Consider the following 14,409-nt stretch of genomic DNA (forward strand, 5'->3'; position numbering starts at 1 on the left):
TTTTGAGTTTTATTATGGTGTGTAAAAATATATTTCCAGTATTTATGTTTTGTTACATTTTCTTTACAATTAAGTTGTTTTACGGCAAGTAGCTTTTGGCAATTTCATTGTAGGTTTCGATTTGCTCATTTTCCCATATTTTGTCTTTCTGAAGTTCGTATGCCATAATGCTGGCAACTTTAGGGGCGACTTCAATCGATGCTTTCGCATCCAGATAGAGGATTCTTATTCTGCGAGCCAATACATCATCAACAGTGCGTGCCATTTCCTTGCGTACTGCCCATACCACTTCGCCAACAGTAAAATCGTATTTGTCAATTAGCTTGGTTGCGTACTCCGGATTTTCTTTCTGAAGAAGAATAATCTCGTCCTGGTCGCTGCCGTATACATAAAGCCAGTGATTGTAGTCGGGGTTTTCGCGGTATCCATGTATTTTCAGCTCTTTGGTTTTACAAGACTTTGACTGAAGTTTCTTCCTTTTAATGGCCAGATCAACGGTTTCTTCTGCCATAATGCGATAGGTGGTCCACTTGCCTCCTGTGATGGTGATCAGGTCCGAATCGGAAACAATCAGCTTGTGGCTACGCGAGATTTCTTTGGTTTTGGTTTCGTCTGCATGTTTCTGTGGTGCAGCCAGAGGTCGCAAGCCTGCAAAAACACAAAGCACGTCGTTGCGCGTAGGTTTTCGGGTAAGGTAGCGGCCCGCTGTTTCGAGAATGAAATCAATTTCTTCCTGAAGTGCTTTGGGCTCCAAAACAAAGTCTTTTACCGGCGTGTCTGTTGTTCCCAGAATCACCCGGTTGTGCCACGGCACGCCAAACATTACCCGTCCGTCGCTGGTTTTCGGGATCATGATCGCGTCATCTCCACCCAGAAAGGATTTGTCGACAACCAGGTGGACTCCCTGACTGGGCCTGACCAGCGGCTTTTCTTCCGGAGCATCCATCTTTATCATATCGTCAACGAAGATTCCGGTTGCATTAATAATGCATTTCCCTTTCAGGGTAAATTTATCGCCAGTTATTTCGTCGCGCGCAACAATGCCGGAAACTTTACCGTCGCTGTCTTTTGTTAGTTCGATAACCTTTGCATAGTTTACAACGGTTGCGCCATTTTCAGCAGCGGTCTGTGCCAGATTTACAGCAAGGCGGGAATCATCGAACTGGCCATCCTGATAAGCAACTCCTCCTTTTAGGTTCTTCTGCTCAATCTCCGGAACATGTTTTATTACTTCCTTTTTACTCATCGGAATGGAATGCCCAAGACCCATTTTCCCGGCGAGGAAATCATAAACCGTAAGACCGATCGTATAAAACGGTTTCTCCCACCATAAATAGTTTCCGATAATAAAGCGTTGGTTTTTTACGAGATGAGGCGCGTTTTTTCGAAGATAGCCTCTTTCGCGCAGCGCTTCTCTAACCAATGCTACGTCGCCTTTTTGCAGGTAACGAACTCCTCCGTGTACCAGCTTCGTGCTTCGGCTCGATGTCGCTTTTGCAAAATCTGACTGTTCCAGCAAAACGGTTTTGTAGCCCCGGGTAGCAGCATCCACTGCAATTCCCAGTCCCGTAGCTCCTCCTCCCACAACAATGAAATCCCATTCTTCTTTTGATGATTTCAATTGTCTTATAAAGCCCTCTCGGTTCATTTTTATGTCGTTTTAATCTCTAAAAAATACTTCTACGTTTTGGTTCGTAAAAGTTTGGAATAAAAATAGATCAGCAAACGGAAAAAACAAAACAAAAAGAAAGAAAAGAAAATAAAACGAAATATAATTTAGAAAAATGTGATTTCAGAGCTGATGTGTTTGTTTCTGTTTGAGAGGATATGGCTTTGCCGCAAAATTTTTAGTTACATAACCACACGGTTAAAATAATTTCATAGGAGGATGAAAAGAAAGGGGTAATTCTCCCGAATATAAATGAGTGTTGATATCCCGTCGTTGGATAATGTACTTATTTGAAAATCAAATGTAAGCAGGGGCGAAGAATATCACAAACTGCTATGCAACGAATTTTCACCATAGCAGAAGTATAAGGGCAAGGATGAATTATCTAAAGCGATTGCTGTTATAAGTGGAAAGGAAGATTGTTCTGGATTTGATATCAGCGTTGAGCTATTATTTAGTCAAGAACAATCTGTAGCCGTTTTCGGAAGCTTCCCGAAAAATCAAATAACGAATATTCTGAGTTTCCGATATTTTGTTTTGTTTTAATTCTTGTGTCCAGATAGCCATCCAGGAAACTGTTGTCGAACAGATTGTTTACGATTTCGCTGAAATTCGAATGCGAACGCTGTTCGGTGCTCCAAACCGGAGATTCGTCCAATTCTCCCTGAACGATGATTCTTTTGTCAAAAACACTGCATTGCAGAACGATGGAGTTGACCGATTCGATTTGGTTGCTTTGTGCCTTTATAATGATGAAGTCTGCCCAGAGAATGTCTTTTCTGCGTAGTTTATTTTCGTTCAAGTCGATTAATTTCTTTTCCCATGTTATCGGTAACTCAATCGACAGTTCCAGCAGTTCGAGTGGCGTTGAATGTTCTTTTCTGGTGTTTATCCCCAGCTTGTTGAGCCAGCTTTTTGTGCTGTTGCTTTTTTCCGGATAGAGCAATAATGTTTTCATGGTGTCTTTTATTTCAGCGTTCATGTAAGCAAAGAAAATGTGTGAGCAGAAGTATAAAAAGAACTTGGGGTAGGAGTCAAATAAATGTGATCAGATGCCCGAAAATGGTAGGAAAGCCGCTTATTTGGGATAAAGGTCATTTGTCCCATGGCGAAAAATGCACCTGGTGGGCGGCGAGTATAATTAACTTTTGTGAAATATTAGTGTTGCCGAAGCGCTTCTTTTACTTTTAGTGCGTACTGACGCGATACGTGAATTTGCTGTGGATAATTGAAGAGTGAAAGTTCAAGTCCGTAGTTTCCACGGGTTAGTTTCTGAACTTGCTTTCGATTGACAATGTACGACCTATGGCAACGGATCATGTCTTCGTAATTGGCTAATTGCTCTTCTGTATTTTTCAGGGTGTTGCGAATAAGTTTCTTATTGATTTTGCCAGCGTCCTGATACAATACCTCGATGTAATTGTTGGCCGATTTGATGAGTAAAACCTGACTCGATGGAATTTGAAAAAATTCTGTTTTGTTTTCCGATTCAAAGTCGATCATTTCATCTTTAGACGATTCTTGCTTTTGTTTTAGATCATCAGGCAAATATTGGCTGAATTCTTCAATCTGTTTCTTCAGCATGTAGATTCGGTTAATGGTTACCAAAACTGCAGCTGCAGATATCGAGAGGATAACAATGTTTATAGCAATCGGGAAATTGATCCGAACCCCACCAACATATCGGGCAAAAAAGGAAAAGGCCACCGAGTTGGAAATCACAAAAAGGAGGTCGATAATAATCTCTTTTTTTATGGTCCAGCGTTCTTCCGAAAAGGTTTGAATAAAAATCGAGGGAATCACCAGCCGAAATATACTCAGCAGCACCAGTGTTATCGCTCCGAAAGTTGCCAAAATGATGAGGCGGTTGTCGAAGTCAGGATTTTGAATCTCGAACGGCTGAAAAAAGAGCAGAAATAAAAATATACCCAAACTGACCGAACTGATGGTTCTCGCATTGATTTTGAGATTATCGTTAAACGGGTATTTCTTGTTAAGTGAAGCTAGCATGCTCTGGTAGTTTTGAGGGTTAAAAAACCGCGAGCAACAAATTAATGTCTTTCGATGGAATATTGAACAGTCGCCCAATGTTGTGGTTGGTAAGTATTCCCTGGTAAATGTACACACCCTTCCGGAATCCTTTCGAAACTTTTATGTAATTATCCACTCCGCCGTTATCGCCGACGGCCAGAAGAATAGGAATGAGGATATTGCTCATTGAAATGGAAGCCGTTCGCGCAACCATTGCCGGAGAGTTAGGCACACAATAATGTACTACTCCGTGTTTTACAAATGTTGGATTGTTGAAGTCGGTACATTCCGAAGTTTCAAAACATCCTCCCTGGTTCATATTGAGGTCGATAATGACTGAACCTTCTTTCATTTGTTTGATCAATTCCTCAGAGACCTTGAATTTGGGCGGAGTATTAAACGAAGCGGCGCCAATTACGGCATCAGCTGATACCAGTGCTTTCTTTAAAACTTTGGGATAAAATACCGATGTAAAAATCCGGCGCCCCAGTTTTTCTTCCAGTTTGCTAAGTTCGTAAACCGAAGTGTCGAAAACCTTTACAAAAATCCCAAGCCCCAGGGCAGCGCGGGCGGCGTATTCTGCAGCAGTGCTGGTGCCGATAATTACAAGTTCGGCAGGTGTAACACCGGTAACTTCACCGAACAAAACACCCTTGCCATTTCTTGATTTACTCAAATATTCGCTGGCAACTGTTATGGAAGTAACTCCTGCTATTTGGCTCATTTGATGCACAAAGGGTAAGAAACCATCTTCGTTTTCCAAATATTCGAAAGCAATGGTAGTTACCTTCTTCTGCATGAGTTTTTGGATGGATTCCATGCAGTAAGCCTGAATTTGCATACTCGAGATGATCACCTGGTTGCCGCGCAGAGCGTCAATTTCCTCGTTGCTAAAGGTGGCCAGACGCAAAATGATGTCGCACTGAAAAGTTTCTTCCTTGGTTTCAACAATAATGGCACCTGCTTTTTGGAAATCCTCGTTGCTGTAACTGGCCGATTTTCCGGAATCTTTTTCAATGTATATTTCGTGGCCGTACGATACCAGCAAATCAACTGCCTGTGGTGTTAAAGGCACGCGGTACTCCACCTTGGAAAAATCGGAAGGTATCCCAATTTTTAATTTCTGCCCTTTCTTTCGAACCTCCAGCATTTCCTCCTTTGGCAGTAACATTGACTTGGGTATTGAAACCTTTTCTTTTGCTTTTTCCATTGTCGAAACGTAGAGTTATTAACCGGTGTTTTTTGACATCAGCAATTTACAAGCAAAAGCGGATTTTTCAAAATGAAGAACTGAATTTGTCGCTTGGCCGCAAGAATGGGATAAGTGGAGGTGTCGTTTGTGGTTATGTGTCAGTCAATCAGATGGTTTGAGCTGTTATTTGCCGAAAACCCTCTTCCGAAACTTCGATTCTCACTTCAACCATTTTTTGCGGCAGCAGCGGTTCAATCATTTCGGGCCATTCAATTAAGCAGTAACTGCCGCTGTAAATGTAGTCTTCATAACCCAGGTCAAAGGCTTCTTCAATGTCTTTTATCCGGTAGAAATCGAAATGAAAAATCGATTCCATATTGGCGGTGTTGTATTCGTTGATCAGCGCAAAAGTAGGACTGGTAATGTTGTCGCTACTTCCCAATTCGCGGCAAATGGATTGAATAAATGTCGTTTTTCCGGCTCCCATTTTTCCGTAAAATGCAAATACTCTTTCGCTGGGGAAAGTGCTGATTAATTCTTTCGCAACTGCGGGCAGAGCGGATAATGATTCTACTTTTCTTGAATACATATTACTGCGGTAATTTTTTGCAATAATACAAAAAGAGTCAAAACTATCTTATATCGATGCTAAAATTGGGTAAAAATCAGGGAAATGGTTGTTTTTTGTGGGTTCGTATTTCGGCAAAATATCTTAATTTTGACGAGAATCTAGGAGATCTTTCATTATGAAGCGAGCCGGAATGATTTTCGCGAACAAGAAGATCTTCATTGGCGAGTTCCATATTATACATTGAAATAATTTAAAATTTAATAATATGAATATTCCTGCTGAATTGAAATACACGCAAGACCACGAATGGGTACGCGTTGAAGGCGACGTTGCAGTGGTTGGTATCACCGATTTTGCACAGGGTGAATTAGGCGATGTAGTTTTTGTTGAAATTGAAACTGAAGGAGAAGAACTGGGAAAAGGCGAGACTTTTGGTACCGTAGAGGCAGTTAAAACAGTTTCTGATTTGTTTATGCCGGTTGGCGGTGAAGTTACAGAAGTTAACGAAGCACTGGCCGACGATCCGGAGCTGGTAAACAAAGATCCCTACGGTGATGGTTGGATGATTAAAGTTAAAGTTTCGGATGCTGGAGAACTGGCTGAACTGATGGATGCCGAAGCTTACAAAGCAATGCTTGAAGCATAAGCGATAAAATCGAGAATATTTGAAGGCGTAACTTTTTAGTTGCGCCTTTTTCGTATGATCCAGAAATAGATTTCTTTCAAAACAGAAAGATGAAAGCATAAGAAAAGCCCCGCCAATCGGCGGGGCTTTGTATTTGAATCGTAATTGCGTATCTGTTTTTTAGGCCCGATTATTAATCAGGGGCGCATGTGCGTTAACCGCATTTAGATGAGCCACAGGAAATGCAGGTAAGACATCCTTCCTGATAAATTACTTCGTCTGATCCGCATTCACCACACTTGGTTCCATCGGCGATTGTTCCGTCGGGAATGTACTTTTTAAGTGCGCGGGCAACTCCTGCTTTCCACGAGTTAATGGTTTCGTTGTCGAGTTGCAGACTGGTTACCAATTCTACAACTTTATGGATTGGCATGCCGTGGCGCAAAGTTCCTGAAATCAGTTTTGCATAGTTCCAGTACACCGGGTTAAACTTGTGCGACAATCCTTCGATGGTGGTTTTGTAGCCACGTTTATTCATGTATTGGAAATCGTAACGCGAATTCTCTTCGTCAATCCGGCTTTTGATGATGTAGCCCTTGCCCACCGAGCGCGGCAGCAAAATTCCGTCTTCATCGTCGTGCAACCCGGTGAAAATCTCGTAGGGTTTACCGTCGGCCAAGCCAATGAAGGCGATCCATTTGTCTTTGTTGTTCTGGAAACGAACCACATCGGCTTCCAGTTTTTCCGGACGGTGAGTAGGAAATGCACCGCTTGTTTTCTTCTCCGGTTTATCATTCGAAATCAGCACTCCCGAGCGCGATCCGTCGCGATAAACGGTAACTCCTTTACAACCGCTTTTCCAGGCTTCAAAATATAGGTCGCCCACCAATTCTTCTTTTACATCGCTGGGTAAGTTGATGGTAACCGAAATGGAGTGGTCTACCCATTTCTGGATGCGACCCTGCATGCGTACTTTGTTTAACCAGTCAACGTCGTTTGAAGTAGCTTTGTAATAAGGCGATTTTTCGACCAGTGCATCCAGTTCTTCCTGGCTGTATTCGCGGCTGGTGTCGTAACCGTTGGTTTTCATCCAGGTTTTGAAGTGGTGATGAAATACCGTGAATTCTTCCCAGTGATCGCCCACCTCGTCAATAAAATCAACACGAACATCCTTGTCGTTTGGATTTACTTTCCGGCGGCGTTTGTATACTGGCAGGAACACGGGCTCGATTCCCGAGGTAGTTTGGGTCATCAAGCTGGTAGTTCCGGTTGGTGCAATGGTAAGCAGTGCAATATTCCGGCGACCGTACTTGGTCATTTTTTCGTATAAAGCAGCGTCTTCTTCTTTAATCCGGTTAATAAGCGGATTGTTTTTTTCGCGTTCTGCATCGTAGATGGTGAACGGTCCACGTTCTTTGGCCAGGTGAACAGAAGAGCGGTAAGCTTCTATTGCAATGGTTTTGTGGATTTCAACCGAGAAGTCGGTTGCATTTTCGCTTCCATAACGCAAACCAAGAGCTGCAAGCATGTCGCCTTCGGCAGTGATGCCAATACCGGTTCTGCGGCCTTCTTTAGCTTTGCGTTGAATGTTTTCCCACAATTTCCTTTCGGTGTATTTAATTTCCTCAGCCTCCGGATCGGCGTCTATTTTTTCAATAATGGCATCAATCTTTTCCAGTTCAAGATCGATAATGTCATCCATCAGGCGTTGTGCGTAATGAACATGTTCTTTGAACAATTCGAAATTGAATTTAGCCTGCGGAGTAAATGGATTTTCAACATAGGAATACAGGTTAATGGCCAGCAATCGACAACTGTCGTATGGGCACAATGGAATTTCTCCGCAAGGGTTGGTCGATACGGTACGGTATCCAAGGTCGGCATAACAATCCGGAACCGATTCTTTTATGATCGTATCCCAGAATAAAATACCGGGTTCGGCCGATTGCCAGGCGTTTTTAACAATCTTTTGCCAAAGACGCATAGCATCTGTTTCTTTACTATATATTGCTTTCCCTGTTACCGGATATTGCTGTACGTAGGGTGTGCCTGCTTCTACGGCTTGCATAAAGTCGTCCTGGATTTTAACAGAAACGTTTGCTCCGGTTACTTTGCCCTGTTCCATTTTCGCGTCGATAAAGCTTTCGGAGTCGGGATGTTTGATTGAAACCGACAACATGAGAGCACCACGACGTCCATCCTGGGCTACTTCGCGTGTCGAGTTTGAATAGCGTTCCATAAAAGGAACAATGCCGGTTGAAGTAAGTGCCGAATTCTTAACCGGAGAACCTTTCGGACGAATGTGAGAAAGATCGTGTCCAACACCACCGCGGCGTTTCATTAACTGAACCTGTTCCTGGTCAATCTTCATGATTCCGCCATAAGAGTCGGAATTGCCATCGTTTCCAACCACAAAGCAGTTTGATAGGGAGGCAATTTGATAATCGTTACCAATACCTGTCATGGGGCCACCCTGTGGTACGATGTATTTAAAGTCTTTTAATACGCCATAAATCTCCTCTGCTGTCAGAGGGTTGGGATAGCGCTCTTCAATTCTGGCAATTTCTTTCGCCAGTCTTCGGTGCATATCGTCAGGGGTAAGTTCAAAAATATTTCCGAAAGAATCTTTCAGTGCATATTTATTTACCCAGACCCTTGCAGCCAAGTCATCTCCTTTGAAGTACTCTAGCGAGGCTTTTACCGCTTCTTCCTGAGCGTAAATTTTTTTGCCCGCCGGGGCCTTTACAGATACTTCGTTTAATGCCATTTTATTCCTATATGTGAGTTAAATATTAATAAGATAATCTTCCTTGATTGCTCTAGTTTTCGGCTTGTGAATTTGTGTAATGCAATATAGATACGAAAAGAAGAATTTGGAATATTTTCTCCAATAAATTCATTAAAAGTTATCAACTTCAAAAAGTTATATCACATAATGGCAGTTAGTTACATGTTTGATAGCGAAGAAAAGTTTACCAAAAATGTAATTTTAACATACAATGAAGATGTATTTTTCTATAGAATCTTTGGGGAAATAATTCAATTTTTTGAGAGATTTTTTTCTAACAAAAAGCATGCAAAATTAACTCACGTGTTAAAAACTTTATTCATGATAAGCTTTGTCGATCCCACGTTTTTTTCTACATATTTTTCGCAGATTCCGGAGGCTTTTTTGAGCTCGGTTTCGTTATCGAGAAGCAGGTTTAATACCGTGTTTAGCGAGTCGGAGTTTTTGATCGGAAACGCTCCCTTTTGTTCGACAAGGTCAACCGCTTCTTTAAACTTAAGGTAGTTTGGTCCGAAGATAATGGGTAGTTTAAATGTAGCTGCTTCCAGTATGTTGTGGATGCCAACTCCAAAGCCACCGCCTATGTAGGCTATGTTTCCGTACTGATAAAGCGATGATAAAATGCCAATCGAATCAATTATTAACACCTCGTAATCGTCGATTGCCGTATTTTGTACTTTACTAAACGAAATGGCCTTCTTTTTCAACAATTGGTGGATTCTGTTAATATTGGCAGGGGCAACTTCGTGTGGCGCAATTATGAACTTAACTCCTTTGCTGCTGTTAATAAACGGCGCAAGCAGCTCTTCATCAGGCTTCCAGGTGCTCCCGGCAATAATTAGCGGGGAGTCGCCTTTGAACTTTTCAACATTTTCAAACTTTTTTGCACTCTTTGCAATGGCAGCTACACGGTCGAAACGAGTGTCGCCGGCAATCGTGTAATTGTTGATGCCAATTTTTTCCAGCAATTCCGCCGATTTTTCATTCTGAATAAAAATGTGCTCGAAACGGAACAGCATTTTTCTGTACCATTTTCCCCACAGGCCGTTTTTAAAGAACGACTGGTTTTCGCGGAAAATCGCCGATACAATATAAAGTGGAATGTTTCGCTGCTTTAACTGGTGGATGTAATTGTACCAGTATTCGTACTTTACAAAGAATGCTTTTTGGGGATTAAGAACATCCAAAAAGTATCTGACATTGCTTTTCGTATCCATCGGTAAATAGGCGATCAGGTCGGCGCCATCGTAGTTTTTGCGGATCTCGTAGCCCGACGGAGAAAAGAAAGTCAGTGCAATTTTGTAGTTGGGAAACTGCTTTTTTACTTCTTCAATAACCGGTCTGCCCTGTTCGAATTCTCCCAGCGACGCACAGTGAAACCAGAGATAGTCGGCTTGGCTGTCGACTTTTGATTTTAGTTGCTGTTTCCAGTTTTTTCTGCCCGCTACAAAAAGTTTGGCTTTGGGATTAAACAAGGCGGCCACGCGTGTGGCAAGTGCATAGAAGTATATGCCTAAATTATAAAGGAATGTCATAACTTGAAGTCTAAGAAATACCGGCGTTCACTTAAATATTCGTAAATCGTAATATGAATTAAAAGCATTAAAAACAGGTAGGCAAACTTCTCTACCGGGAAATCGGCCAAATAGATGTTCATAATGTGCTTTGTGTTGTAACTTATTATTCCGAGCCGGCTTATTACTGAAGAAATGATCGTGAAGGGGAGAAGCATGATAAAAAACGCCAGGTAAAACTTGGTCATATTTTTCCTGAACCGGTTTCGGAATACGGTGTATCCGAGATAAATCGCAGCGAGGAAAAAGGTAAAAAAGCTGAACATGTTTCTTCGGTAGATATAAGCAAGAAGCGCCAGAACAAGGAAGCCAACCAGGCTCAGGATCACAAAAATTCTGGGTTGTTCAAAGTTTTCGAAGCGGATTTTCAGCCACTCGTAAATATACACAGCCGACCATGGAATAACGATGAAGGAAAGCCATTCTTCGGCAGGTACTTGTAGCCATTGGATGCCGCTCATGTATTCCGGATTAAAACTCCAGATATCGAGTTCGATAAAACTGCGGTCCCACATGATGAAAATAGCGCCGGCAAATAAGGTTGCCGGAATAAGGTAGCGCAAACGGAAAACAAAGCGCACTTTATTCCGGTAACCCAGGATGAATGGGATCACCAGATAGCCCGCAAGCAGTAAAAAGTAGCTAAGATTTTTGAATTCCATTTGTCTGAATTTGCGCCAAAGTTATTTAAAAATATGGAGGTATTGTAACAAAAAAAGTCATGCCTTCGGATAAGTTGAAAGCATGACTTTTTGTATTAAAGAGCCGGATTAAAACTGCGCTTTAGCGATTTTTAACGGGTCGTCTTCTCTTGCAAGAGGAGTCATTCGGAAGGAATAACTGTATTCTTTTCCGGTGAGGCGGTACTGGTCGTGAGTCCACGCGCCCCAGCTGTTGTCGCCTCCAACACCCATTTGTTTGTAATCCACATTTACCGAAGTCAGCTCGCGTGGTTTTACATCGGTGGTGTGGCGGTTCACTACGGTGATACCTTCAATCTGGCGGCCGTCGGTGCGCTCCATCGATTCAAAATCTTCCATAAGATTGTGGTGCGCACTTACTTCCAGCAGCGGCATTCCGGTAAACAACAACCCGTTTCCTTCACTGTCGGTGATGGTCATCCAGCGAACGTCGGTTTTGTTGCCATTTTCCTGTGGGCGTAAATAAGCCCAGTACTGGTCGGCTACGCTCCCGCTGTACAGTCCAACAAAGGCACCGGTTTTCCGGTCGCAATACGATTCTTGTGGTCCGCGGCCCAGCCAGCTCATCTGGTCGAACTTGCGTGGCATTACCAGGTTCATGCCCATTCGTACGATTTCGGGAAGATCTTTGGCTGTCATTTTAAAATGATTGTTTACCACTACATCTCCCGTTCCGTAAACGGTATAAGTTGAGTTATAACTTGCAATTTTTGCACCTTCTTCATTAACCAGGTCAAACACAAACTCTACCTGTATTTCTGAATTGCTGATCTTTTTTACATTCGACTTAAGCAGTTTGCGGGTTTCTCCTGCCGTTCTCCAAACTCTGGAGCGGTTGTGCAGGTTGTTGCCAAAGTCGTTGTCGATCGGTGCCCGCCAGAAATTCGGAACGGGTCCGCTGGTCAGTAATTCGGTTTCCCCTTCTTTAAAACTCTTGATTACACCGGCTTTTTTGTCGAAAGCAATGGCAAAGCCTTCTCCGCTAAGGAGCGCTTCTGAATCGGTGTCTTTTAATTCAAGGGAAGGGAGCTGGCTGTTATTTGCCTTTGCGACTGGGACAAAAATCGGTAACTCAAATTGCTCGGCGGCTAATTCAGTCCCGGCTTCGAGCAGGCTCCAGTCTTTTTTCAATTTGGCTTTTAAAGTGAGGAAGTACTCAACTCCCGGTTCCGGAGTAAGGCTGTAATCGATGGTAAATGTTTGTGATTCACCCGGAGCCAGTTCAACATTGCCCAGGTTTCCGTTGTCCACCATTTTTCCATCACCGGTAACTTCCCATACAAAATCGAATGCTGAAAGATCGAGGAAAGCATACTTGTTTTGAACGGTGATGGTCCCTGTCTTCAGATCTTCGGCTTTAAAACCAATATACTGGTATACTTTCTTGACTTCCAGTAGGTGAGGTTTTGGTGTTCTGTCGGGGTTTACCAGCCCGTTCAAACAGAAGTTTCCATCCGAGGGAACATCTTTGGGGCCAAAATCGCCGCCATAAGCCCAGTATTCTTCACCGTTTTCGTTGGTGGTAAGCAGTCCCTGGTCAACCCAGTCCCATATGAATCCTCCCTGAAGGGCGGGGTATTTCTCGATCGCGTCCCAGTAATCCTGCAGGTTACCCACGCTGTTGCCCATGGCGTGCGCGTATTCGCATTGAATCAGCGGTTTTTCAGGATTGCTTTCCGCATATTTGATCATGCCTTCAATTCTCATATACATCGGGCACATAATATCGGTATTTCTTCCACCATGTGCCTGTTCGTACTGCACCGGGCGTGTGGAATCTACTGATTTCAGATAGTCGTAAGTCGCATCAAAATTTACCCCGTTTCCGGCTTCGTTCCCCAGCGACCAAGTTACAATACAAGGCTGGTTTTTGTCTCTTTCGAACATGTTTTTGGTGCGGAACAAGTGCGCTGCTTTCCAATCAGTATTTTTTGCGAGCGATTCGTCTCCGTAGCCCATTCCGTGTGATTCCACATTGGCTTCGTCGATAATGTACAGCCCGAATTTGTTGCACAGGTCGTACCAAAGTTCCGGTTGTGGGTAATGCGACGTGCGAACCGCGTTGATGTTGTTTTCTTTCATTACTTTAATATCCAGCAACATCGTGGCTTTGTCCTGAACGTGGCCTGTTTTGTCGTTGTGTTCGTGCAGGTCGACCCCTTTCATGTAAACATATTGTCCGTTCACCTGCAGAACACCGTCTTTAATTTCAACGCTTCTGAAACCGACTTCCTGACGGATCACTTCTATGATGCCCTTTTTGTTGCGCAAGGTGATCAGCAATTCGTAAAGATTTGGAATTTCTGCCGACCATTGTTTTACGTTTTCAATTTCAGTTTCGAAGGCAATATGCGTGTCGGTAGTGGTTTCAGAAAACTCTTTTACCACTGTTCCGTTATCCGACAGGGTTACATCTACCGTTAATTCGCCATCGTTTACCAGATCCACATTCAAGGTAAATAAACCGTTTTTGTAGGATTCGTCGAGATTGGAGCCGATACTGAAATCTTTTACAGCCTGATTTCCTCTGGCCACCAGGTAAACGTCGCGTGTAATTCCGCTTAAGCGCCAAAAATCCTGGTCTTCGAGATAAGAGCCATCGCACCAGCGGAATATTTCTACTGCCATTGTGTTTTTACCTGATTTCAGGAACGGAGTGATGTCAAATTCCATGGGAGTTTTGCTGTCTTCGCTGTAACCCACGTATTGTTCGTTCACCCAAAGGCTGAGGCTGGCACCTGCTGCTCCGAAGTGCACAATAACCTGTTTGTTCTTCCAGTTGGCCGGAATTTCAAAAGTTCTTTTGTACGAACCTACCGGATTGTAATCGTCGGTAATCAGCGGCGGAGTGGTTTTGTGCGGGTATTTTACGTTGGTATAAATCGGGTAGTCGTAACCTTTCATTTGCCAGTTCGAAGGTACTTCGATCTGGTCCCACGAACGTGTATCGAAATCGTTCTTAAAAAACCAGAAAGGACGTTCTGCCGGGTTGTTTGACAGATGGAATTGCCACGGGCCGTTGAGAGATTGCACCAGCAGCGATTGCCATTTGTCTTCGGTACGTGCCGGTTCAGTTGCCGTAAACGGAATAAAGGAGGCATGTGGCTCCATTCGGTTCACTTCGTTGATGTTTGGATCTTCCCAGGGCTTTGGGTTGGGTTCCTCAAAAGGAACATCCGAATAATCGGTATACCGGTTGCATGAGGTCATGATAACCAATGCCAAAACCAGCATGAAAGCAGTTCTGTTTTTCATGTT

Annotated in this window: 10 protein-coding genes; 1 reads left to right on the forward strand and 9 read right to left on the reverse strand. The window is 43.2% G+C overall.

Features of this window, described 5'->3' with window-relative positions; genetic code table 11:
- Positions 1–79 precede the first annotated feature (79 nt).
- The 5 genes from MR764_RS05285 to tsaE form a co-directional block, all read right to left on the reverse strand.
- Positions 80–1,648, reverse strand: a complete 1,569-nt coding sequence (locus tag MR764_RS05285) for a glycerol-3-phosphate dehydrogenase/oxidase (RefSeq protein WP_247978358.1) — start codon at positions 1,646–1,648, stop codon at positions 80–82.
- Positions 1,649–2,123: 475 nt separating this feature from the next.
- Positions 2,124–2,627: a hypothetical protein gene (locus MR764_RS05290; RefSeq protein ID WP_247978359.1), complete on the reverse strand. Its 504-nt coding sequence runs from the start codon at positions 2,625–2,627 to the stop codon at positions 2,124–2,126.
- Between the two features lie 200 nt (positions 2,628–2,827).
- Positions 2,828–3,679 (reverse strand): LytTR family transcriptional regulator DNA-binding domain-containing protein, encoded by an 852-nt coding sequence (locus MR764_RS05295; RefSeq protein WP_247978360.1) that lies wholly within the window; start codon positions 3,677–3,679, stop codon positions 2,828–2,830.
- A gap of 19 nt (positions 3,680–3,698) precedes the next feature.
- Entirely contained in the window at positions 3,699–4,871 is a 1,173-nt protein-coding gene (locus MR764_RS05300; RefSeq protein ID WP_247978361.1) for an alanine dehydrogenase, read from the reverse strand.
- A 187-nt stretch (positions 4,872–5,058) separates the two neighbouring features.
- The gene (gene tsaE / locus MR764_RS05305; protein WP_247978362.1) at positions 5,059–5,481 is read right to left on the reverse strand and encodes a tRNA (adenosine(37)-N6)-threonylcarbamoyltransferase complex ATPase subunit type 1 TsaE; all 423 of its coding nucleotides are present in this window, start codon (positions 5,479–5,481) and stop codon (positions 5,059–5,061) included.
- A 247-nt stretch (positions 5,482–5,728) separates the two neighbouring features.
- Between tsaE and gcvH the strand changes: the two genes are divergently transcribed.
- On the forward strand, positions 5,729–6,109 hold the full coding sequence (gene gcvH, locus MR764_RS05310; RefSeq protein WP_247978363.1) for a glycine cleavage system protein GcvH: 381 nt from the start codon (positions 5,729–5,731) through the stop codon (positions 6,107–6,109).
- 193 nt (positions 6,110–6,302) lie between these two features.
- Here the strand turns inward: gcvH and MR764_RS05315 are convergent, their stop codons facing one another.
- From MR764_RS05315 to MR764_RS05330, 4 genes are all read right to left on the reverse strand, one after another.
- A complete protein-coding gene (locus tag MR764_RS05315) occupies positions 6,303–8,855 on the reverse strand; it encodes an adenosylcobalamin-dependent ribonucleoside-diphosphate reductase (protein WP_247978364.1) in 2,553 nt (850 codons plus the stop codon).
- A gap of 320 nt (positions 8,856–9,175) precedes the next feature.
- Positions 9,176–10,411 carry a glycosyltransferase N-terminal domain-containing protein gene (locus tag MR764_RS05320; RefSeq protein WP_247978365.1) on the reverse strand — a complete coding sequence of 412 codons (1,236 nt, stop codon included), beginning with the start codon at positions 10,409–10,411 and terminating at the stop codon, positions 9,176–9,178.
- On the reverse strand, positions 10,408–11,112 hold the full coding sequence (locus MR764_RS05325) for a lycopene cyclase domain-containing protein (protein ID WP_247978366.1): 705 nt from the start codon (positions 11,110–11,112) through the stop codon (positions 10,408–10,410). Before MR764_RS05325 ends, MR764_RS05320 begins: the two co-directional genes overlap by 4 nt.
- Before the next feature lie 108 nt (positions 11,113–11,220).
- Positions 11,221–14,406, reverse strand: coding sequence for a glycoside hydrolase family 2 TIM barrel-domain containing protein (locus tag MR764_RS05330; RefSeq protein ID WP_247978367.1), 3,186 nt, complete (start codon positions 14,404–14,406; stop codon positions 11,221–11,223).
- Between the last annotated feature and the right edge of the window lie 3 nt (positions 14,407–14,409).

The sequence above is a fragment of the Maribellus sp. YY47 genome, assembly GCF_023111095.1.
GTDB lineage: Bacteria > Bacteroidota > Bacteroidia > Bacteroidales > Prolixibacteraceae > Draconibacterium.

What these genes read in the sequence shown, in the direction of transcription:
- MR764_RS05285 (WP_247978358.1), bottom strand. Translation starts at nt 1,648, where the DNA reads ATGAACCGAGAGGGCTTTATAAGACAATTGAAATCATCAAAAGAAGAA.
- gcvH (WP_247978363.1), top strand. Translation starts at nt 5,729, where the DNA reads ATGAATATTCCTGCTGAATTGAAATACACGCAAGACCACGAATGGGTA.
- MR764_RS05325 (WP_247978366.1), bottom strand. Translation starts at nt 11,112, where the DNA reads ATGGAATTCAAAAATCTTAGCTACTTTTTACTGCTTGCGGGCTATCTG.
- MR764_RS05295 (WP_247978360.1), bottom strand. Translation starts at nt 3,679, where the DNA reads ATGCTAGCTTCACTTAACAAGAAATACCCGTTTAACGATAATCTCAAA.
- MR764_RS05315 (WP_247978364.1), bottom strand. Translation starts at nt 8,855, where the DNA reads ATGGCATTAAACGAAGTATCTGTAAAGGCCCCGGCGGGCAAAAAAATT.
- MR764_RS05300 (WP_247978361.1), bottom strand. Translation starts at nt 4,871, where the DNA reads ATGTTACTGCCAAAGGAGGAAATGCTGGAGGTTCGAAAGAAAGGGCAG.
- MR764_RS05290 (WP_247978359.1), bottom strand. Translation starts at nt 2,627, where the DNA reads ATGAAAACATTATTGCTCTATCCGGAAAAAAGCAACAGCACAAAAAGC.
- MR764_RS05320 (WP_247978365.1), bottom strand. Translation starts at nt 10,411, where the DNA reads ATGACATTCCTTTATAATTTAGGCATATACTTCTATGCACTTGCCACA.
- tsaE (WP_247978362.1), bottom strand. Translation starts at nt 5,481, where the DNA reads ATGTATTCAAGAAAAGTAGAATCATTATCCGCTCTGCCCGCAGTTGCG.
- MR764_RS05330 (WP_247978367.1), bottom strand. Translation starts at nt 14,406, where the DNA reads ATGAAAAACAGAACTGCTTTCATGCTGGTTTTGGCATTGGTTATCATG.